We start from the raw sequence: 20,630 nt of genomic DNA on the forward strand, positions 1-20,630 counted from the left end.
AAAAGAAATGCTTGAGAGGAATGAATGAGATGAAGAACAGTTTTTTCGTTTTATTACTTAGTCTTGTTTTAGTTGTTACAGCATGTGGTAATGAAGAAAAAGAAACAACGAATGAGCCAAAAGACGATGAAGCGATAGAAGAAACAGAGCAGGAAGAAGAAACGAATCCACAAGAAGAAGAAAAGGATGAAGGTGTGACTAAAGAGAAAGAAGATTTGGCAGAAGTTGATGTCCAACCATCATATATCGTTAATGAAAAAACATGGAAGGTTGAGCCGATAAAAGATGCTAATGATAAAGTTGTATTGTTAACGATTGATGATGCACCGGACAAGCATGCATTGGAAATGGCAAAAACATTAAGTGAAAAAAAAGTGCCTGCTATTTTCTTTGTCAATGGGCATTTCCTACAAAGTGAAGAAAGTAAAAAGACATTGAAAGAAATTGCTGATTTAGGTTTCCCAATTGGTAACCATACATATCACCATGAGAACTTAACGGAGATTTCAGAAGAAAAGCAAAGAGAGGAAATCATTTCTTTAAATGATTTAGTAGAGGAGATCATTGGAAGTAGACCTCAGTTTTTCAGAGCTCCGTTTGGGGCGAACACAGACACTAGCTTGAGAATTGCTAAAGAAGAGGAAATGATACCAATGAATTGGACTTTTGGGTATGATTGGGAAGTAGATTACCAGTCAAAAGATGCATTAGAAAAGATCATGGTAGAGAACCCTTATTTGAGTAATGGAGCTATTCTATTAACACATGATCGTTCATGGACCAATGAAGCATTGGAAGGAATTATTAATGGCATACAAGAGAAGGGCTATGAGTTTCTAGATCCAAACAAAATACAAAAAGAAAAAGAGGCAGCTTAAGGCTGATCCTCTTTTTCTTTTCTTGTTGCCCGTCCATTAATAAATCGTGAAGTAATGGAGTAAATTGAGAAGAATAATAGAAAGTAGCTTAAAATATTTAAAAGAAATGGAACCCATTGGATACTCGTCTCAGCGTCAAGTGGTGAGGTGAATTCTATTACTTGCGGGTAGGATGATGTATCGTCTGAAACGGTTACGCTCTGTTTGGCATAAGGAAATGGCCCCCCAAACAAAAATGATTGTTCTAATGGTTCTGGCACATCTTCGAGATATTTACTGAAAATAAATGGCGAGATGAATGTGAAAATAAGTGCAATGATTAAAGTTATTATGACTGGTTTTCGCATGAAGATTATAACCCCTCTAGCTGAAGTATTTTTTCATTGTAGTTTTCTTTTGTAGTAGTACATGATTCGTCCATTGAATAGATGAAGCTCGGCTTGTAGTTTTTTAGCGAGAAATTTGCAATATTCATTTGCTTTTCCTTTATCGCCGAACGTTGCTACTTCAGGCAATGTAAAGCAAATATTTGTTTGAATCCTCGGTATATCATCATTATCCATTATTTTTTCTTTTTGAATAGAAATAAGGATGGCACGATATCTTTCATTTTCAGAATAGAGAGTAATTTGTTCTCCTTGTTTCTCATTAGAATCAATGATCTCATATGGGAAAGCAGCTTGACTATAGGCCCAATCCACCTGATTTCCAGTTTTTGCAGTGATGTCTTTATAATATTGGAAATAATCTTTTAGTTCAGTTGTTGTAATTGTGTCAATCTTGGATGCAGGCACTAGCTTAATCGATGCATATGCATTCATTTAAAAAAGCCTCCATTCAAAAAATCCTAAGGGTATACACTATATCTATTCTATCACCAGTGAAATATATGTGACAATGAAAATGTTGCATAGAAATCAAAGATAAATTATAATAATATTCAAATTATTTAAAGGAGGGTGGATATGAAGTTTTTAAATCAAATGTATGATGATTTAGAGGATGTACATGCCAGATTTGTTGGCTTTTCTTCTTCTATTACTCGCTACGATTTTGCCATTTTTTCGGTCCCTTTCTTTACAAAACCCCTTGTGGTTTGCTTGCAGACGAGTTGTTCTACTCTCCTCGATATAAAAGATCTTGATGATCGCCATTACCTCCAAAAAGCTTTTCAAATTGAAAGTAATGAACAAACAGCTGAACTTATTCAATTTTTTAAGATTGAATTAAATAAGTAAGGTTGTAGATAAATCAAGGTTAATAAGGTACAAGAAATCAGTTAATATGCTGATTTCTTTTTCTTTTGCGATATTTAGTATGTCTTATTTTATCGATATTAGTTAAAAAAAGGGCTTGATAAGATAAATAGTATGTATTATTATAAGATATAAGATGAAAACGATTACAATGAATGATGAAAGGATGGATGAAGAATGGGTACCATCGTTTGTCAAATATGTGACGAAACTATTGAAGTTTTTGAAGATGAAAAGGTGTCAGTTTTATACGGTCAATGTGGATGTAAAAATGAGCATAGCAAGATGCACATTGAAGAATAGATGATATATTAAACTATTAATCTTTATAATAAACAGAGTGCAAATGCCATAGATTTAATCTATGGCATTTTTTATAGGGTTCTTATCATAATATTTTTTTTCCATAAAAAATGCGAATCAAATATGTCATTTGATTCGCAATAGAAATGTGAAACTAAGCCAATTACCATTTATCTCGCGTTTTATTTTATCGCTTTATGTTCTTTAATTACTCGAATATATTTAAAATCATAATCTTCTGGTCCCTGGACAGGTAGTCCGGCTTCCATATTTGTTTTGATATAATTAAGGTTTTCCTTTGTAATAATCTCCCCAGGAGTAAAGATAGGAATGCCTGGTGGGTAAACCATAATGAATTCAGCAATAATTCTACCTTCTGATTCATCAAAAGGAACAAGTTCACTATCAGCATAAAATGCATCTCTAGGAGATAGTGCTAATAATGGAATATTGGGTAATAACACTTGCGGATTTACTTTCGCTGCTTTTCCGTGTCTTTCTTTAGATAGCTCTTTCAAGGCATGAATAAGCTTATCCGCATCACTTCTATCATCACCAGGCGTGATGATACAGAGAATATTATATAGATCAGATAATTCAACTTCAATATTGTAATGCTCTCTTAACCATACTTCTACATCAAACCCACTTATGCCTAAATCTTTCACAGATATGATTAATTTTGTAGGATCGTAATTAAAGGTTGCATTTGTACCAAGAATTTCTCTTCCTACACAATAAATATGTTCAATTTCGTTTAATTCTTTCCTCATATATTGAGCAAGCTCAATAGTTTCCTCGATAATTGCTCTTCCTTCAGTGGCTAAACGTTTTCTAGCAACATCTAATGAGGCAAGAAGCAAATAAGAGGTAGAGGTAGTCGTTAGCATGCTAAGAATGGACTGTACCCTTTTTGCTGACACTCTCGTACCCTTTAAATTAAGAATGGAGCTTTGTGTCATAGAACCACCTAGCTTATGGACGCTCGTAGCAGCTAAATCTGCACCAGCTTGCATGGCAGACAATGGGAGCTCATCATGAAAATGAATATGAACACCATGTGCTTCATCTACTAATACAGGAATATCGTACGAATGGGCTAAATCAACAACTTCCTTTAAGTCACAGGCAATACCAAAATAAGTAGGGTTAATAACAAGTAACCCTTTGGCATCTGAATGTTGTTCTAACGCTTTCTCAACAGCATCAGTTGTGATACCGTGTGAGATACCTAATTCTTTATCAACGACAGGGTGGATAAAGATAGGGGTTGCGCCAGCAAAGATAATGGCAGACATGACAGATTTGTGCACATTTCTTGGTACGATAATTTTTTCTCCAGGACCACAAACAGCCATAACCATCGTCATAATAGCACCACTCGTACCTTGTACGGAAAAGAACGTATGGTCAGCACCAAAGGCTTCAGCTGCTAAGTCTTGTGCTTCTTTTATGATGCCTGATGGGCGATGCAGGTCATCTAGTGGACCTATATTTATCAAGTCAATCGAAAGTGCATTTTCTCCAATAAAGTTTCTGAAATCAGGATCCATCCCTCTTCCTTTTTTATGTCCAGGAATATGAAATTGAATCGGTTCGCGTTTTGCGTGGGAGAGAAGTCCATTAAATAATGGTGTTTCTGTTTGAGACAATTAAATTCACACCTCTTTAAACAATCAATTTTGCAAACAAACAAGTGAATTATAGCATTTATCCTTCCTCCTGCATAGAAAGATAAACAAAAATTTTTATTGTGCTAACTTTGCACTCCATTCGTGAGGATAGATAGTTAACGATCCATCATCTTTAGAGGATTCAATTATTCGTATGAAATGATTCATTTGAGTGGATTCTTCCCATACTAAGATAAATGCATATCCACTAAATAATCTTGTCTATGTTTTTTTAGATTCTAAAATTTAGCATATGCTTGCTCTTCTTCGTTAACTCCCGTACAATCAGCATGTAATCTATGTGAGAGGTGTTTATATGGAGTATCAATATCCAATGGAAAGCGATTGGTCAACAGAAGAAATTATAGATGCAATTGCTTTTTTTCAAGCAGTCGAAAAAGCTTACGAAAAAGGAATTCAACGTGAAGATTTCATGGCTGCTTATCGTCGTTTTAAAGAAATCGTACCGGGCAAAGCACAAGAGAGAAACCTTTGTAATGATTTTGAAGAAATAAGTGGGTATTCTTCTTACCGCACGGTTCAAATGGCAAAAAAAGCAGATGAGAGTAGTAAAATTAAAATGTAATAAGAAAAAGCAGTAAGAGACGGTTTGAACCAGTCTTCACTGCTTTTTTTTTATAAAATGATTAAACTTTACAGAGGTTTATTACATTTTATAGAGGGGTATAACTTTTTTAAAAACACTCTCTGTGTAAGTAGTAAATTCAGAACCAGAAAGTTTCATTGCTTCTTCTTTTGACATATTTATACCACAGAGTAACTCTGCTTTTTTGACATTCTGTAGTCGAACAAACATGTTTTCTAGCTCATCCTTTGTAAGGTCGCTATGTTTGATCACTTCTGGTTTCGTGTGATCTAATGACCAAACGAAGTCTTGTGGGATATCATCATAGATTTTATCTATTTTGGTTTGCAATTTTTCAGCAATCTCAACTTTATTCGGTGCTTCATAAATAATGGCAAACCAGACAAATACATGCGTTTCCCACAGACCAATCTGAAAGTGAGGAAGCATCTTATAGCCTCTTGTATTATTGGCGAAAGCGACCCAAGTATCATTTGGTGGATTTTTTGTCCTTCTCGCATGCTTAGCCACATGAGGAATCATTTCATCACCTGTTTCCGCAGAGAGAAAAGGGGAAAATGTTTCTCCAAGTGCTTCAAGTTTGGGTCTTACTGTTGCAATTAAGGCTTCCATTCTTTCTTCTAAACCATCAATTGTAAAAACATCGAAATCTTCTTTCTTAAATCCATTAAATGTCATATGTAAACACTCCTTAAACCGTTTTACTATGTCGCATATTGTAGCATAAAACCGGGAGAGAGAACCAATTTTGTACATCAAAATAATAATCAATTGGGTAAAATCATCTTCTTCATAGGTAAACGTACAATTTTGTTGCACTGTGAAAAGAAGCTTCATATGATAAAAGTAAAAATAATCAGAAAACTTATCTTGTGAAATTACTAAAACGAAAAGGGGTGCACTGTCTAATGAAGCAGCTAATTAATTCAATCAAAATGGCTACATTTGAAAAAGAAAGAACGGCAGTATTGCGATTAGAGATGGATTATGAGTTAGCAACACTTTTTGAAGCTTTAGAACTGAAAGATGAAGAGGAAGTAAAATCTACAAAGAAAAAGCTTGAAAAAATCAGACAGGAACTTCTCAAGCTTAATGCATTTTAAGTTGTGATGAATAAAGATGTTAAAGCGAACTTAACAGCAAGCAGTTAAGTTCGCTTATTGCTTTTTAAAGCTGTTCACTTGAAGTATTGCTATTTTTTCGATAAGCTAATGGTATTTTATACCGCTTAATAAAGAGTGGAGGATGAAAATGACTAATTGGAATGAAATACATAGATTAGCCACCACATGGGTGAAGGAAGCTGGAGAGAGAATCAAAGCATCATTTAGTGAAGAATTAACCATTGCAACAAAATCTCATCGCAATGACCTTGTCACGGATATGGACAAAGCAACCGAGCAATTTCTTATTGGTAAAATACATGACCATTTTCCATCACATCGAATCTTAAGCGAAGAAGGTTTTGGTGATGATTTTGCGGATGTAGGTGGGATTATTTGGGTGATTGATCCCATTGATGGCACCATGAATTTTATTCATCAACAAAGAAATTTTGCCATTTCCATTGGGGTATTTCATGAGGGAGTCGGTAAAGTCGGGATGATTTATGATGTGGTACATGATGAAATGTATCATACGATTAGTGGTGAGGGTGCATACATGAATGACACGAAGCTGAAGCCATTGACTAAGGGTGAAGTAAAAGATGCAATAATTGGCATCAATGCCACTTGGGTAACGAGTAACAAGCGTATTGACTCTAGTTACCTTGCTCCATTAGTAAAGGATGCGAGAGGAACAAGATCGTATGGTTCTGCTGCGCTTGAAATGGCCTATGTTGCTTCTGGTCGTCTAGATGCTTATATAAGTTTGCGACTTGCTCCTTGGGATTATGGTGGCGGCATGATTTTAATCAATGAAGTTGGAGGGAAAACGACAAATTTAAAAGGGGAAGCCTTGATGATTACACCTCAAACTTCAGTATTTGTTGCAAGACCGGGTGTACATGAAGAAATTCTTCAGCAGTATTTAAATAGTGGAAATTGGTAATAAAAAAATGGTGCCAGGCTTGTCCAATTCAAAGGTAGTCGGCACCATTTTTCTAACTTGATGTTGTATTTTAGCCTTTATAATTCTCCATTTTCTCGCATTTTTTTCTTCAGCGTAAAGCCGTATCCCATAACAGCAACGATACCTACGATACATAGAAGAAATCCAAGAAAACTTCTTTCTCCGATAGCAATACCAATTCCGCCTATACATATAGCCGCAGCAATCGCACAAGCTAATAATGGCCATTTAATATTTTTCATTTAATCCTAACCTCCAATTTTGTACATTGGATACCATAATCGTCCACAGAACTTATTTTACACAAAAAGAAGTTAGTTTTCTACAATATATGTGATATAATGTATCAGTTATAGTATGAAGGCAGTGTTTTTTAGTCAAAAATGAAAAGAAAATAAACTGATTATATATCTTCACATAGTAAGAAGGTTTACACAATCAGCTAGGAGGAAACATAGTTGAAACATAGAGATGATATACGTAATATTGCGATTATCGCCCACGTTGACCATGGTAAAACAACTTTGGTTGACCAATTATTAAAGCAGTCTGGAACATTCCGTACAAATGAGCATGTAGAAGAACGTGCAATGGATTCAAACGATATCGAGAGAGAGCGTGGAATTACAATCCTTGCTAAGAATACAGCTATCAAATATCAAGATACGCGTATTAATATACTTGACACACCAGGGCACGCTGACTTTGGTGGGGAAGTAGAACGGATTATGAAAATGGTTGATGGTGTATTGCTAGTAGTCGATGCTTATGAAGGTTGTATGCCACAAACGCGATTTGTATTGAAAAAAGCATTAGAGCAAAATTTAACACCAATCGTCGTTGTCAATAAAATCGATAGAGACTTTGCTCGTCCTGAAGAAGTCATTGATGAAGTCATTGATCTATTTATTGAATTAGATGCAACTGAAGAGCAATTAGAATTCCCTGTTGTTTACGCTTCTGCCATTAATGGAACAGCTAGTCTAGATCCACAAAAACAAGATGAAGATATGAAATGCTTATATCAAGAAATCGTCAATAATATCCCAACACCAATTGATAATAGTGAAGAACCTTTACAATTCCAAGTAGCACTATTAGATTACAATGATTATGTTGGACGAATTGGGATTGGTCGTGTATTCCGCGGAACGATGAAAGTAGGCGAGCAAGTTGCGTTAATGAAGCTTGATGGGTCTGTTAAACAATTCCGTGTAACAAAAATGTTTGGTTTCTTTGGTTTGAAACGCCTTGAAATACAAGAAGCAAAAGCAGGAGATTTAATTGCTGTCTCTGGAATGGAAGATATCAATGTCGGGGAAACAGTATGCCCGGTAGATAATCAAGACGCTCTTCCTGTATTACGAATCGATGAACCAACATTACAAATGACCTTCCAAGTGAACAATAGTCCATTTGCTGGTAAAGAAGGAAAATATATTACTGCAAGAAAGATCGAAGAACGTTTGCATGCGCAATTACAAACAGATGTCAGCTTAAGAGTTGAAGAAACGGATTCTCCTGATGCATGGACTGTATCTGGTCGAGGAGAGCTTCACTTATCGATTTTAATTGAAAATATGCGTCGTGAAGGCTTCGAACTTCAAGTATCTAAGCCAGTTGTTATTATAAAAGAAATTGATGGTGTTAAGTCTGAACCAATTGAACGCGTTCAAATTGATGTTCCTGAAGAATATACTGGTGCCATTATGGAATCTATTGGTGCGCGTAAAGGTGAAATGCTAGATATGGTTAATAACGGGAACGGTCAAGTGAAATTAATTTTCCATGTCCCTGCTCGTGGATTAATTGGTTATACAACTGAATTCTTAACACAAACTCGTGGTTACGGAATCATTAACCATACTTTTGACAGCTATCAACCAATGATGCAAGGTCAAGTAGGTGGAAGAAGACAAGGCGTGCTAGTTTCCATGGAGAGTGGAAAAGCATCTACTTATGGTATCATGCAGGTAGAAGACCGTGGTACAATATTTGTAGAGCCTGGCACAGAAATTTACGAAGGTATGATTGTTGGTGAACATACACGTGAAAATGATCTAGCTGTTAATATTACAAAAGTCAAGCATGCAACGAATGTTCGTAGTGCAACGAAAGACCAAACATCAACAATTAAAAAGCCTAGAATCATGACGCTTGAAGAAGCACTCGAATATTTAAATGATGATGAGCTTTGTGAAGTTACACCTGAATCGATTCGTCTTCGTAAAAAAATTCTAGATAAAAACGAACGAGAAAAAGCAGCTAAAAAGAAAAAATACGCTGAAGCTTAAGCCCACATAGTCACTCGAAAAAGAGGAGGTAATTCATATTGCCTCCTTCCTTAATACATACTAAGGAGGATTTGGAGCATGATTGAAGATCACCTTTCCTTTTTTGCAGCACTATATAAAGTTCATGAGAATTCAGATCTAGGGATGTGGTTGTTGTATCTCACCATTGTTGCACTCTGTATTATTGTCTTTAAGTTAGGGTTTGCTAAAAAGCTTCCTTTACTAAAATCAATAATTATATATGCGTTCTTATTTATGGGATGTACAATGCTAACTTTCTTAGGGGTATTTTTACCAATTGCAGAAGGACTTGTCGTTGCTGCTGTCATATTAATAATATATAAAATCCGTCTTCATCAAGAAAAGAAACAACAAAGAGCCAGCGCGGAATAATGAAGAGTGGGGGAGATTTTAATTGAACGTGCATGATAGTATTTATAATTGGCTTACCATTAAAGTTGTGACTGATGCGAGACCAGAGGATGAAGCAGCAACCGAAACAGAAGAAATGTTTTTACAAATGTTGAAAAATGATCACGGAATTAACGAAATCCAATATGAAAAAGCTGATCTATTCTATCATGTCTCTTATAGAGATAATGAAGATAGTAAATCAGCAAAATATCCGATTGAATTAATAGAAGTGATGTTAAAACAAATATTAGCAGAACCTGAAAAATACAAAAACTTCCCCACGGTATAATAAAAAAACGCCACCCGATTTGAACTGCACCCAAATTGTTAGACACACAACTAACAATGGAGGTGCAGTTTTTTTATTATATTATAGTAGTACAAAGAGCAACAGTGCGCCTTAAAAGATTGGTCGATGAGGAGAAGATTCAAACGCCTCAGAATTAGAGAAAGAATAGAGCTCTGTTAGTGACAGGCTCGAATCTAGATGAGACGTGAGGAAAGGGGTTCATTTTTATTTGTTCAAAACGGCTCTACCGGATTGAAGAGTATTTCGTTCATGAACATATTTCGGAGATAGTTTCGGAAAACACTTTGAAATATGGATACTGGACAATGATAGTGCATTTTGTACAATTATGTACATCTCTCTTCTTTATCGTTAAAATAAAGGGACTAAACAGTGCGACTGCAAGAGTTAGCGATTGAAAGCTTTATATTACATCGAAAAGGTTATTGTCGATTGTATCCGTTCTGCAGTTCACCAAAGGCTTCCTTTTAAGAGTGAGCAATGGGGTTTAAATTAGTTGCTAAAGGGCTAGGTGTAGCCTTACTACCCGAAAGTATATGTAAGTTGATTGGATTTGATATAGTATACTTCAAAAATGATCCCATTGATTGTGCTAGGCAATTTCATGGAACTTGCTATGGTTTGGCGTGTTGTGGTGAGTGGATTATTGAAGGGATTGAAGAAAGCTTAGGGGGAGGAAATAGATGATTCGAAATGAAGGAGATATTTTACAGTTAATTAGAGATGATAAAGAAATGATGGCCATATTAAAAGCCGCTAAACAACTTCAATTACCTGATTGGTGGATTTGTGCTGGTTTTGTTCGATCAAAAGTATGGGATACCCTTCATCATTTTCAAGAAAAGACGCCATTGCCTGATGTTGATGTCATCTATTATGATAATCAGCAATTGAGTGAAACCATTGAAAAATACTATGAAGAAAAATTACACAAGATACTACCGCATATTCCTTGGTCAGTTAAGAATGAAGCGAGAATGCATTCTGTTAATGGCCTGCCGCCTTATCAATCCTCAGAGGACGCTATTGCAAAATTTCCGGAGACGGCCACCGCTATTGGCGTAAAGTTAGATAGCGAAAATCAATTAGTCATAACGGCACCATGGGGCATAGAAGACCTTATTCATTTTCGTATCAAGCCGACTCCGTTTTTTTCAGCTTCGAGGAAGAGAATGCAATTATTTCAAAGCAGGGTTATTTCAAAAGGTTGGAAAAAAAGATGGCATTTTGTTAACTAATATGAAATCCCTCCGTTTTATCTTTAACGGAGGGATTTTAAATTACCATTCTTCTTCTTCTTGTTTACTTCTATACAATTTAAAGTTGCCTGTAGCTGCTCTTTCATTCGTCTTCGTAGTTATTCTGTCATTGCATTCAACACACATATATGTGTGAATAGGTCGGTTTCTTAATCGTTTTGCTTCATAAGATTCATTATCAATTGATTCAATTTTATCACAAATAACGCATTGTACTTTCATTTATATACATCCTTTTCTAATAAACAAGCATTTTCCTTATTATAAACTAGCTGTTTTTGAAATGAAAGGATGCTGTCGTGAATTACTTATGATAATTCGATTGTTCCTCTTGATGTTTATTTAATTTTTTTGATTCTGTTTCATTAAGCTGTTCTTTTGATTCTTCCGTTTCCTCTGATTTATTCGGTTCAATGATATCACCAGGTACTTCTGGCATCATTCGACCAGAAATATCAGCTAACTCATTTAAAATCCCTTTTATCGGATGGCCATTTTCCACATCCTCTTTTACTTCCTTAAGTCTGGCATATAAATCAGGATCGGCAATAATTACAGCATTCGCACCGTAGGGGTCATGCTTTAAGCTTTCAGCAACTGCATATTTTATCGAGCCAACCTCAGACCGCTCAACATCTTCATCAATATCAATACCTACGATGCAATAGTCACCTAATACGACAGCAGTTGCATCGTTCACACGACGATTATCAGAAGCTAATGTGGCTAAGTGCTTAGAAGTCTCTTGTCCAGTCAATACTTCTTGTTCAGATATGGTACTATTTTTTACATTAACTGTATGAGGTGTACCTTTCTCATTTTGTGAAGATTGTGCGTTATTTTGTGCACCACACCCCGTTAAGTTGAGTACGATAAATAATGATAGTAGAACGTGAAAGTACTTCATTATACTACCTCCATCAAGATTAAACTTTAAAAAAAGTAAATGTTTACAACTAGTGTGCGAAAGTTCTTCTATCTTTATGCGATAAATCATATATTTTAGCAAAGTTAGATTTGTCCATGTTGATATTGAAAATGTTGAAACTAACAAGCAATGAACTATTTATGCACTAATGTATTTCTAATGGCGGGAGGCATCGGGTTGAGTAAAATATACGTGTTAGATACAAATGTCTTATTGCAGGATCCAAATTCCATTTATTCTTTTGAGGATAATGAAGTCGTTATTCCAGCTGTGGTGTTAGAAGAGGTAGATTCGAAAAAAAGGTATATGGATGAAATTGGGAGGAATGCAAGGCAAGTATCAAGAATGATTGACAGTATGAGACAGTCCGGGAAATTGCATGAGCAAATCCTTCTTGAAAATGGTGGAAGCTTACGCATTGAACTAAACCATCGTTCTTTTCACCAGCTACAAGAAATTTTTGTTGAGAAAACGAACGATAATCGGATTTTGGCTGTCGCTAAGAACCTCTCATTAGAAGAAGAGACAAAAGAAGGTGGTAGACCAGTTATTCTTGTGAGTAAAGATGCGCTTGTAAGAGTAAAGGCAGATGCTATTGGTTTACTAAGCGAAGATTTTTTAAGCGATCGCGTGATTGAAAATGATCATATATATACAGGTTTTCTTGAAGTATATCTCCATTTAGATATGGTGAATGAATTTTACAGTCAAGGAGAATTATCACTAAATAAAGTAGGAAACCATTCATTCTATCCTAATCAATTTGTCATTCTAAAAGATGCGCTTGGTTCATCAGCTTCTGCACTTGGCATTGTTGATCAAACGAAAGGGAAATTGAAAAAACTTATTTTTGATTATGATCATATTTGGGGTATTAAACCAAGAAATGTACAACAAACGATGGCATTAGAACTGCTTTTACGCAGGGACTTGCCTCTTGTTACTTTAATTGGTAAAGCAGGAACTGGAAAGACGTTACTCGCGCTAGCTGCAGGCCTAATGCAGACTGAGGATTTAGGAGATTTCAAAAAGTTACTTGTCGCTAGACCAATTGTTCCAGTTGGTAAGGATTTAGGGTTCTTGCCAGGAGAAAAAGAAGAGAAATTACGGCCATGGATGCAACCGATTCATGATAATCTTGAATATTTATTTAATGTTAAGAAGCCAGGGGAATTAGATGCCATTTTGGCAGGAATGGGTTCAATTGAGGTTGAGGCTCTTTCTTATATAAGAGGGAGAAGTATACCTGACCAGTTTATTATTATTGACGAGGCACAAAATTTAACAAAGCATGAAGTAAAAACGATTTTAACAAGAGTTGGTGAGGGTAGTAAGATTGTCTTAATGGGGGATCCTGAACAAATTGACCATCCATATTTAGATGCCTATAATAATGGTCTTACTTACGTTGTCGAAAAGTTTAAAGATCAGAAGATTGCCGGCCATTCCAAATTGATTAAAGGTGAAAGGTCAGGGCTAGCTCAACTCGCTGCTGATATCTTATAAGGATACTCTTAAATACTTCTATAAAAAAAGACTGAACGAGCATAGTTGCTCTCGATTCAGTCTTTTTTTTATATAATATGGAAATCTTGTACGTTTTTAATCGGCTGTAGGCGATTGCTTCCATCTTTATAATAAATATGCACTGGACCATCTTCTTTCAATGGTTTACCCTTTAAAGAAAAGGCGAGAATGAGGTTTTCTGCCTCTGTCATAGGGATACTGACTGTTTCATTCTCACAATGTACTTCTATTGTCCTCGATCCACTATTTGGCTCAGCATTTGTAAGAAAAGGCAAGAAGGGAATCCCAAAAGTACCGGTTAAGACACGAACCTTTTCAAATTTCTTTTCTGTTTTAAGTGTTGGTGGGTAAACGGCACCTTCCATTATTTCACGATCCCAATGTTTAGAGGCTGCTTTCGTATATTCCTCCTTTTCATTCGGTAATTCTTCTTGATTCTCAAAATATGTATCAAGGTCAATTTTTCGGTCATCAAAAATCCATACACTTGGATCGAGTGTAATTGTATATTTGACGTTACCTGTAATATGGATGATATCCTTCATTTGTCATACCCCCTGCTTGTGTCACTAATATCTAATGTTCCTTATAAAGTATAACGCTTTTAACTGCAAATGTCATTTCAACTCGCATGGAATGTTACTAAATGTATTAAACTATAAGGAAATATTGAAGGAGAGTAGGGGAGTTATGGGTTGTCAGACTGATCAAGAATTGTTAGGAATAATTGAACGAGTGAAACCGCTTGTGGCTAAAGGTAAAGTAGCAGATTATATCCCGGCTTTGAAGGCTGCTGATCAGTCAAATGTTTCAGCAGCTGTCTTTCATATTACTCGAGGTAGTGATGTTTGTGTTTCAGCTGGAGATATTGAACAAAAGTTCACATTACAAAGTATTTCAAAAGTGCTTGTTCTAGCACTAGCATTAATTGATCAAGGATACACAAATGTATTTCAAAAAGTAGGTATGGAACCAACTGGGGATCCTTATAATTCAATGATTAAGCTTGAGACGAGCTCACACTCTAAACCTCTGAACCCAATGATTAATGCAGGAGCTTTGGCGGTTACAAGCATGGTAAATGGAAATTCTCCCGATGAGAGATGGCACCGTATTCTCCACTTTGTCCAATGCTTATTAGGGGGTAAAGCCATTGGTTACAATAAAGAGGTGGCAGATTCGGAATATAAGACAACAGACTTAAATCGTTCATTATGTTATTTTATGAAACAACATGGAGTGATTGATGGAGATGTTGATGAGTTAATTGATATTTATACGAAACAATGCGCGATTGAAATGAATTGTTTAGATTTGTCAAGAATAGCAGCAGTATTTGCCAATAATGGCCGTGATCCGCAATCAGGAAACATATTAATTGAGGAGGAAATTGCAAGAATATGCAAAACATTCATGGTAACTTGCGGTATGTATAATGCTTCAGGTGAGTTTGCAATCAAAGTGGGAATTCCTGCGAAAAGTGGTGTATCGGGTGGTATAATGGCAGTTGTGCCAGGGAAGTTAGGAATAGGCATTTTCTCTCCTGCACTAGATGAGAGAGGGAATAGTATTGCCGGTGCAGAAATTTTGAAGATTATGGCAGAGGAATATCATTTTAGTATTTTTTAATCAGCGGATATCCCTGATTATCCTTGCTTTTTTTTTCACTTAAGTTTAAAATTTATAGATAGGATAATCGCTCGGAAACGGGGGGATTGAAAGTTGGCTTCTGAAATGGTTATTGATCATAAAGAAAGAGCTAATGCTCTATTACAAGCAGATGCTGAAAAAATATTAAAATTAATCAAAGTCCAAATGGATAATTTGACTATGCCTCAATGTCCATTATACGAAGAAGTACTTGATACGCAGATGTTTGGCTTATCTCGTGAAATTGATTTTGCTGTGAGACTTGGATTAATTGCTGATAAAGATGGAAAAGAAATTCTTGATAAACTTGAGAGAGAATTATCCATTCTACATGAAGCATCAGTAAAAAAATAAAACATATTAAAAACTCAAGCTAAGAATATTAGCTTGAGTTTTTTTGTTTGTTAAAAATTGGTTAAGAGAAGAATAGAGAAAAAATAGAAAAAATATATGTTATGCTGCTTTAAAATTAATAGTCAATATTATGCTAATCTATACAATTGATTCTACGAATTAAGCATATATAGTAGACAAAAAGATAATTATGATGTATAAATATATTAATTAGTATGTCACATTAGATAGAATCATACAGAACAATGATCTAATCATTTAACGCGTTACGTTTTAATTACATTCCTTTTTATCTTTATTTTGGCAGGAAAATCAATGCTATAGTAGAATAAATATACTACTTAAGAGAATAAAGGAAGAGGCATATGTTTAAAAAAATTCTAAAATCTTATGATTATTCATTGATCGTTGTATTAGGTCTGCTATGTATATTTGGACTGGTTATGGTCTATAGTTCAAGCATGGTGACTGCTGTCCAACATAATGGAGTTGCTAGTGACTACTTTTATGATAAACAAAGAACACATTTAATTCTTGGTACGATTGCGTTTATTGTTGCTGCCCTATTCCCATATAAAGCTTATAAAAGTAACAAGTTTCTCATTCCAATCGTCTTCTTTTCATTTTTTGGTTTGTTACTTGTATCGATTATCGGGAACGCGGTTAATAACGCACAAAGCTGGATTGATTTAGGTACCCGTTCTATTCAACCATCGGAGTTTGTAAAGGTTATTGTTATTGTTTATTTGTCTGCTGTTTATGCAAAGAAACAATCGTATATTAATGAATTTAATAAGGGTGTTGTACCACCGCTTGTTTATTTGATTCTCGTTTGTGGCCTGATTGCGATGGAACCAGATTATGGAACGGCAGGAATTATCTTTTTAATTGGTCTAGCGATTATTTTATCTTCTGGTATGAATATGAAAAACCTTTTAAAATTAGCTGGTATTGGTGCTATTTTTTTAGTTCCAATCATGCTTATTTTAAGAGATAAAATCTTTACAGATACTAGGCTAGCAAGATTCGATTTCCTACATCCGTTTGAAGCTGAAGGGGGATATCAATTGTCCAACGCATTTATCGCCCTTGGTAATGGTGGATTAACCGGTTTAGGATTAGGACAAAGTATTCAAAAAATGGGCTACTTACCAGAAGCTCATACAGATTTTATTATGGCTGTTATCGTTGAAGAACTGGGTGTTTTTGGTGTGATGTTTGTGCTTTTTGCTTTAGGCTTCATCGTACTAAAAGGCATATTCGTCGCACTCAAGTGTAAAGATGCATTTGGAAGTTTATTAGCTATAGGTGTTTCTAGTATGATTGGCATTCAAGCATTTATTAACCTTGGCGGTATATCAGGAGTCATTCCTTTAACTGGGGTGCCTTTGCCTTTTATAAGCTATGGTGGATCATCCTTATTAGTACTTATGGTTTCAATGGGCATTTTAGTGAATGTATCAATGTTTGTAAACTATGAAAAGAAATATAAAGAAAAAGAAGAACAAGATGTAACGACTGACAAACCAGTAAATACAACAGCAAGTATGGGTGGTCGTTTTACATATAATAGACGATAAAAATATACGGGGTGTTATTATGGGTCAAAAGATTAGTAAGGTATTAGTCGCCAATCGAGGAGAAATTGCCATTCGTGTTTTTCGTGCCTGTACGGAATTAAATATCCGTACAGTTGCGATCTATTCAAAGGAAGACTCAGGGTCGTATCATAGATACAAAGCAGATGAAGCATACCTTGTTGGTGAAGGTAAGAAGCCGATTGATGCTTACCTCGATATCGAGGGTATCCTTAAAATCGCAAAAGATAGCGGAGTTGACGCGATTCATCCTGGTTATGGCTTCTTATCAGAAAATATTCAGTTTGCTAGAAGATGTGAAGAGGAAGGTATTAAGTTTATTGGGCCTGAATCTAAACATTTGAATATGTTTGGAGATAAAGTAAAGGCGCGGTCACAAGCCCAAAGTGCGAATATTCCGGTTATTCCTGGTTCTGATGGTCCTGTGCAAGCTGTTGAAGAAGTAGAACAATTCGGAAGAGATTACGGCTACCCAATTATTATTAAAGCCTCGCTTGGTGGTGGCGGTCGTGGAATGAGGATAGTTAACAGTGGCGAGGAAGTGAGAGAAGCCTATAATCGCGCGAAATCTGAAGCGAAAGCGGCGTTCGGTAATGATGAAGTGTATGTCGAAAAATTCGTGCAAAATCCGAAACATATAGAAGTGCAAATCATTGGGGACCAACATGGTAATATTATTCACCTGTTTGAAAGGGATTGTTCTGTACAAAGACGTCACCAAAAAGTTGTCGAAGTCGCACCATGTGTATCGTTAGATGAGGAATTAAGAGGACGTATTTGCGAGGCAGCCGTACAATTAATGAAGAACGTCGATTATATTAATGCTGGAACAGTTGAGTTCCTTGTTTCAGGAGAAGAGTTTTATTTCATTGAAGTAAATCCTCGTGTCCAAGTTGAACATACAATCACTGAAATGATAACTGGTATTGATATCGTGCAAACACAAATTTTAGTTGCTGAAGGATATGGATTACACAGTGAAAAAATTGGTATACCAGATCAAGCAGATATCAAAACAATGGGATATGCGATTCAATCTCGTGTAACGACAGAAGATCCTTTGAACAATTTTATGCCTGATACAGGAAGACTAATGGCTTATCGTAGTGGTGGAGGGTTTGGTGTTCGTCAAGATGCAGGTAATGCTTACCAAGGTGCAGTAATCACACCACATTATGATTCTTTATTGGTGAAACTTTCAACTCATGCAATTACCTTTGAACAAGCTGCATCAAAAATGGTAAGAAATTTACAAGAATTTAGAATCAGAGGGATAAAAACCAATATTCCGTTTTTAGAGAATGTTGTTAAACATAAAAACTTTTTGACAGGTGAATATGATACATCTTTTATTGATCGTACACCGGAACTGTTTATTTTCCCAAAAAGAAAAGACCGTGGAACAAAAATGCTATCATACATCGGTAATGTAACTGTTAATGGTTTCCCTGGAATCGAAAAGCAGAAGAAGCCAGCATTTGATCAACCAAGAATGCCTAAAATTATTTTACCTAATGAGTATCAGTCTGGTACAAAGCAAGTACTTGAAGAACGTGGTGCAGAAGGGCTTGTGTCATGGATTAAGGAACAAAAGAATGTTCTATTAACAGATACGACGTTTAGAGATGCTCATCAATCCTTACTAGCGACAAGAGTTCGAACAAAGGATTTACAAAATATTGCTGAACCGACGGCAAAACTACTACCGCAAATGTTTTCTTCAGAGATGTGGGGCGGTGCGACTTTTGATGTGGCTTATCGCTTTTTGAAAGAAGATCCTTGGGAAAGATTATTAACATTACGTCAGAAGATGCCAAATATTCTCTTACAAATGTTGTTAAGGGCTTCTAATGCTGTTGGTTATAAAAACTATGCGGACAATGTTATTCAAGAGTTTGTAGAAAAGTCAGCACATGCAGGTATCGATGTCTTCCGAATTTTCGATAGTTTAAACTGGGTAAAAGGTATGGAGGTAGCAATTGATGCTGTTAGACAAACAGGCAAAATCGCTGAGGCAGCCATTTGTTATACAGGTGATATTTCTGATAAAACAAGAAAGAAATATGATCTAGCGTATTATAAAGAGTTGGCTAAAGAACTCGAACATCAAGGTGCTCATATTTTAGGGATTAAGGATATGGCTGGATTATTGAAGCCTCAATCAGCCTATGAGCTCATTTCAGAATTGAAAGAAACGGTAGATATTCCTATTCATTTGCATACGCATGATACTAGTGGCAACGGAATTTTCACTTATGCAAAAGCAATCGAGGCGGGCGTTGATATTGTTGATGTTGCCTTAAGTACGATGGCTGGATTAACATCACAACCTAGTGCAAATACATTATACTACGCGTTAGAAGGGTCAGAAAGACAACCTGAGATGAGTGTGGATGCATTAGAACAACTATCCTATTATTGGGAAGATGTACGTAAATATTATCAAGAATTTGAAAGTGGTATGAAAGCACCTCATACAGAAATTTATCAACATGAAATGCCTGGAGGGCAATATAGTAACCTACAACAACAGGCAAAAGCAGTTGGATTAGGGGAGAAATGGGATGATGTAAAAGGGATGTATTCCCGCGTCAATCAAATGTTTGGTGATATTGTCAAAGTTACACCGTCATCAAAAGTTGTAGGAGATATGGCTCTATACATGGTACAAAATCAATTAGATGAAGAAGCGGTCATTCAAAAAGGTGCTTCACTAGACTTCCCTGATTCTGTTGTCGAGCTGTTTGAAGGTTATTTAGGACAACCGTATCAAGGATTCCCTAAAGATTTACAAAAGGCGATATTGAAAAATAGAGAAGCCATCACTGTTAGACCTGGAGAGCTGCTAGAACATGTTGATTTTGAAGAAATAAAAGCGACATTATATAAAGAGTTAGGTAGAGAAGTGACAAGCTTTGATGCAATTGCCTATGCACTTTATCCTAAGGTATTTATGGACTACCACAAAACATATACGCAATTTGGTGATGTTTCTGTTCTTGATACCCCTACATTCTTATACGGTATGAACTTAGGTGAAGAAATTGAAGTGGAAATTGAAAAAGGAAAAACGCTTATTGTTAAATTAGTGTCAATTGGTCAGGCGCGGGCAGATGGAACGAGAGTGATTTATTTCGAACTAAATGGACAACCTCGTGAAGTGGTGATAAAAGATGAAAGTATTAAATCTTCCGTTGCAACGAAAGTAAAAGCAGACCCTCACAATGAAACACATATTGCTGCGACAATGCCTGGAACAGTTATTAAGGCAGTAGTAAACAAGGGGGACATCGTTAATCAAGGTGATCACTTGATGATTACTGAGGCGATGAAAATGGAAACAACTGTACAAGCTCCATTTACAGGTACGGTAAAAGAAATTTATGCAGCTGATGGTGAATCGATTGCTACTGGTGATCTTTTAATTGAATTAGCGCGATCATAATAAAAAAACTTTTCCTCTTAAATAGAGGAAAAGTTTTTTTGCTTACTTTCAATCAAATAAA

The 20,630-nt window shown here is 35.8% G+C and carries 24 protein-coding genes; 16 read left to right on the top strand and 8 right to left on the bottom strand.

The genetic code is table 11. The features are described 5' to 3' along the window. Nucleotides 1-29 precede the first annotated feature (29 nt). A complete protein-coding gene (locus tag LG276_RS09405) occupies nucleotides 30-878 on the top strand; it encodes a polysaccharide deacetylase family protein (protein ID WP_404294198.1) in 849 nt (282 codons plus the stop codon). Here LG276_RS09405 and LG276_RS09410 read toward each other — a convergent pair. Together LG276_RS09410 and LG276_RS09415 are read right to left on the bottom strand one after the other, a co-directional pair. Next, nucleotides 875-1,225 carry a hypothetical protein gene (locus tag LG276_RS09410; protein ID WP_251161421.1) on the bottom strand — a complete coding sequence of 117 codons (351 nt, stop codon included), beginning with the start codon at nucleotides 1,223-1,225 and terminating at the stop codon, nucleotides 875-877. The genes LG276_RS09405 and LG276_RS09410 overlap by 4 nt on opposite strands. Before the next feature lie 33 nt (nucleotides 1,226-1,258). Beyond that, nucleotides 1,259-1,699: a DUF1885 family protein gene (locus LG276_RS09415; RefSeq protein ID WP_224937861.1), complete on the bottom strand. Its 441-nt coding sequence runs from the start codon at nucleotides 1,697-1,699 to the stop codon at nucleotides 1,259-1,261. A 144-nt stretch (nucleotides 1,700-1,843) separates the two neighbouring features. Here LG276_RS09415 and LG276_RS09420 point away from each other — a divergent pair, with 144 nt between their 5' ends. Beyond that, nucleotides 1,844-2,116 (top strand): SAV0927 family protein, encoded by a 273-nt coding sequence (locus tag LG276_RS09420; RefSeq protein ID WP_224937862.1) that lies wholly within the window; start codon nucleotides 1,844-1,846, stop codon nucleotides 2,114-2,116. A gap of 195 nt (nucleotides 2,117-2,311) precedes the next feature. Further along, the gene (locus LG276_RS09425; RefSeq protein WP_224937863.1) at nucleotides 2,312-2,437 is read left to right on the top strand and encodes a GapA-binding peptide SR1P; all 126 of its coding nucleotides are present in this window, start codon (nucleotides 2,312-2,314) and stop codon (nucleotides 2,435-2,437) included. 182 nt (nucleotides 2,438-2,619) lie between these two features. On the opposite strand, the gene LG276_RS09430 is transcribed toward LG276_RS09425, so the two are convergent. Further along, nucleotides 2,620-4,089, bottom strand: coding sequence for an aminotransferase class I/II-fold pyridoxal phosphate-dependent enzyme (locus tag LG276_RS09430; protein WP_404294201.1), 1,470 nt, complete (start codon nucleotides 4,087-4,089; stop codon nucleotides 2,620-2,622). Between the two features lie 337 nt (nucleotides 4,090-4,426). Between LG276_RS09430 and LG276_RS09435 the strand changes: the two genes are divergently transcribed. Continuing rightward, nucleotides 4,427-4,696 carry a UPF0223 family protein gene (locus LG276_RS09435; protein WP_095369672.1) on the top strand — a complete coding sequence of 90 codons (270 nt, stop codon included), beginning with the start codon at nucleotides 4,427-4,429 and terminating at the stop codon, nucleotides 4,694-4,696. Between the two features lie 81 nt (nucleotides 4,697-4,777). Here the strand turns inward: LG276_RS09435 and LG276_RS09440 are convergent, their stop codons facing one another. Then, nucleotides 4,778-5,395: a YktB family protein gene (locus LG276_RS09440; RefSeq protein WP_251161424.1), complete on the bottom strand. Its 618-nt coding sequence runs from the start codon at nucleotides 5,393-5,395 to the stop codon at nucleotides 4,778-4,780. A 230-nt stretch (nucleotides 5,396-5,625) separates the two neighbouring features. Between LG276_RS09440 and LG276_RS09445 the strand changes: the two genes are divergently transcribed. Further along, entirely contained in the window at nucleotides 5,626-5,820 is a 195-nt protein-coding gene (locus tag LG276_RS09445; RefSeq protein WP_095369670.1) for a hypothetical protein, read from the top strand. Between the two features lie 148 nt (nucleotides 5,821-5,968). Continuing rightward, nucleotides 5,969-6,769, top strand: a complete 801-nt coding sequence (locus tag LG276_RS09450; RefSeq protein WP_281202411.1) for an inositol monophosphatase family protein — start codon at nucleotides 5,969-5,971, stop codon at nucleotides 6,767-6,769. Nucleotides 6,770-6,846: 77 nt separating this feature from the next. Here LG276_RS09450 and LG276_RS09455 read toward each other — a convergent pair whose 3' ends face one another. Beyond that, complete coding sequence (locus LG276_RS09455; protein ID WP_251161426.1) at nucleotides 6,847-7,032, bottom strand: YlaF family protein; 186 nt, start codon at nucleotides 7,030-7,032, stop codon at nucleotides 6,847-6,849. Between the two features lie 216 nt (nucleotides 7,033-7,248). Between LG276_RS09455 and typA the strand changes: the two genes are divergently transcribed. The 5 genes from typA (at nucleotide 7,249) to LG276_RS09480 (ending at nucleotide 11,046) form a co-directional block, all read left to right on the top strand. After that, a complete protein-coding gene (gene typA, locus LG276_RS09460; RefSeq protein ID WP_224937867.1) occupies nucleotides 7,249-9,084 on the top strand; it encodes a translational GTPase TypA in 1,836 nt (611 codons plus the stop codon). Nucleotides 9,085-9,162: 78 nt separating this feature from the next. Then, entirely contained in the window at nucleotides 9,163-9,477 is a 315-nt protein-coding gene (locus tag LG276_RS09465) for a YlaH-like family protein (RefSeq protein ID WP_224937868.1), read from the top strand. Nucleotides 9,478-9,505: 28 nt separating this feature from the next. Further along, nucleotides 9,506-9,787 carry a hypothetical protein gene (locus tag LG276_RS09470; protein WP_308937069.1) on the top strand — a complete coding sequence of 94 codons (282 nt, stop codon included), beginning with the start codon at nucleotides 9,506-9,508 and terminating at the stop codon, nucleotides 9,785-9,787. A gap of 501 nt (nucleotides 9,788-10,288) precedes the next feature. Continuing rightward, entirely contained in the window at nucleotides 10,289-10,495 is a 207-nt protein-coding gene (locus LG276_RS09475; RefSeq protein ID WP_224937870.1) for a hypothetical protein, read from the top strand. Beyond that, nucleotides 10,492-11,046: a nucleotidyltransferase family protein gene (locus LG276_RS09480; protein WP_224937871.1), complete on the top strand. Its 555-nt coding sequence runs from the start codon at nucleotides 10,492-10,494 to the stop codon at nucleotides 11,044-11,046. The genes LG276_RS09475 and LG276_RS09480 overlap by 4 nt, the downstream gene beginning before the upstream one ends. A 42-nt stretch (nucleotides 11,047-11,088) precedes the next feature. Here the strand turns inward: LG276_RS09480 and LG276_RS09485 are convergent, their stop codons facing one another. Both LG276_RS09485 and LG276_RS09490 read right to left on the bottom strand, forming a co-directional pair. Then, nucleotides 11,089-11,289 (bottom strand): YlaI family protein, encoded by a 201-nt coding sequence (locus tag LG276_RS09485; RefSeq protein ID WP_095369663.1) that lies wholly within the window; start codon nucleotides 11,287-11,289, stop codon nucleotides 11,089-11,091. Nucleotides 11,290-11,371: 82 nt separating this feature from the next. Beyond that, nucleotides 11,372-11,974 carry a YhcN/YlaJ family sporulation lipoprotein gene (locus tag LG276_RS09490; protein WP_095369662.1) on the bottom strand — a complete coding sequence of 201 codons (603 nt, stop codon included), beginning with the start codon at nucleotides 11,972-11,974 and terminating at the stop codon, nucleotides 11,372-11,374. Nucleotides 11,975-12,154: 180 nt separating this feature from the next. On the opposite strand from LG276_RS09490, the gene LG276_RS09495 reads away from it, so the two are divergent. Next, complete coding sequence (locus LG276_RS09495; protein WP_263624283.1) at nucleotides 12,155-13,501, top strand: PhoH family protein; 1,347 nt, start codon at nucleotides 12,155-12,157, stop codon at nucleotides 13,499-13,501. Between the two features lie 68 nt (nucleotides 13,502-13,569). On the opposite strand, the gene LG276_RS09500 is transcribed toward LG276_RS09495, so the two are convergent. After that, nucleotides 13,570-14,067 (bottom strand): peptidyl-prolyl cis-trans isomerase, encoded by a 498-nt coding sequence (locus LG276_RS09500; RefSeq protein WP_224937873.1) that lies wholly within the window; start codon nucleotides 14,065-14,067, stop codon nucleotides 13,570-13,572. Nucleotides 14,068-14,212: 145 nt separating this feature from the next. Here LG276_RS09500 and glsA point away from each other — a divergent pair, with 145 nt between their 5' ends. The 4 genes from glsA to pyc all read left to right on the top strand — a co-directional run bounded on the left by glsA (nucleotide 14,213) and on the right by pyc (nucleotide 20,569). Continuing rightward, nucleotides 14,213-15,151, top strand: a complete 939-nt coding sequence (glsA, locus tag LG276_RS09505) for a glutaminase A (protein WP_224937874.1) — start codon at nucleotides 14,213-14,215, stop codon at nucleotides 15,149-15,151. 93 nt (nucleotides 15,152-15,244) lie between these two features. Further along, nucleotides 15,245-15,526: a YlaN family protein gene (locus tag LG276_RS09510; RefSeq protein ID WP_095369658.1), complete on the top strand. Its 282-nt coding sequence runs from the start codon at nucleotides 15,245-15,247 to the stop codon at nucleotides 15,524-15,526. A 365-nt stretch (nucleotides 15,527-15,891) separates the two neighbouring features. Then, nucleotides 15,892-17,106 (top strand): FtsW/RodA/SpoVE family cell cycle protein, encoded by a 1,215-nt coding sequence (locus LG276_RS09515; protein WP_224937875.1) that lies wholly within the window; start codon nucleotides 15,892-15,894, stop codon nucleotides 17,104-17,106. 19 nt (nucleotides 17,107-17,125) lie between these two features. Beyond that, entirely contained in the window at nucleotides 17,126-20,569 is a 3,444-nt protein-coding gene (gene pyc / locus LG276_RS09520; protein WP_224937876.1) for a pyruvate carboxylase, read from the top strand. The last annotated feature ends 61 nt before the right edge of the window (nucleotides 20,570-20,630 follow it).

The organism is Cytobacillus kochii, from assembly GCF_044790165.1.
In the GTDB taxonomy this organism is placed as follows: Bacteria; Bacillota; Bacilli; order Bacillales; family Cytobacillaceae; genus Cytobacillus; species Cytobacillus kochii.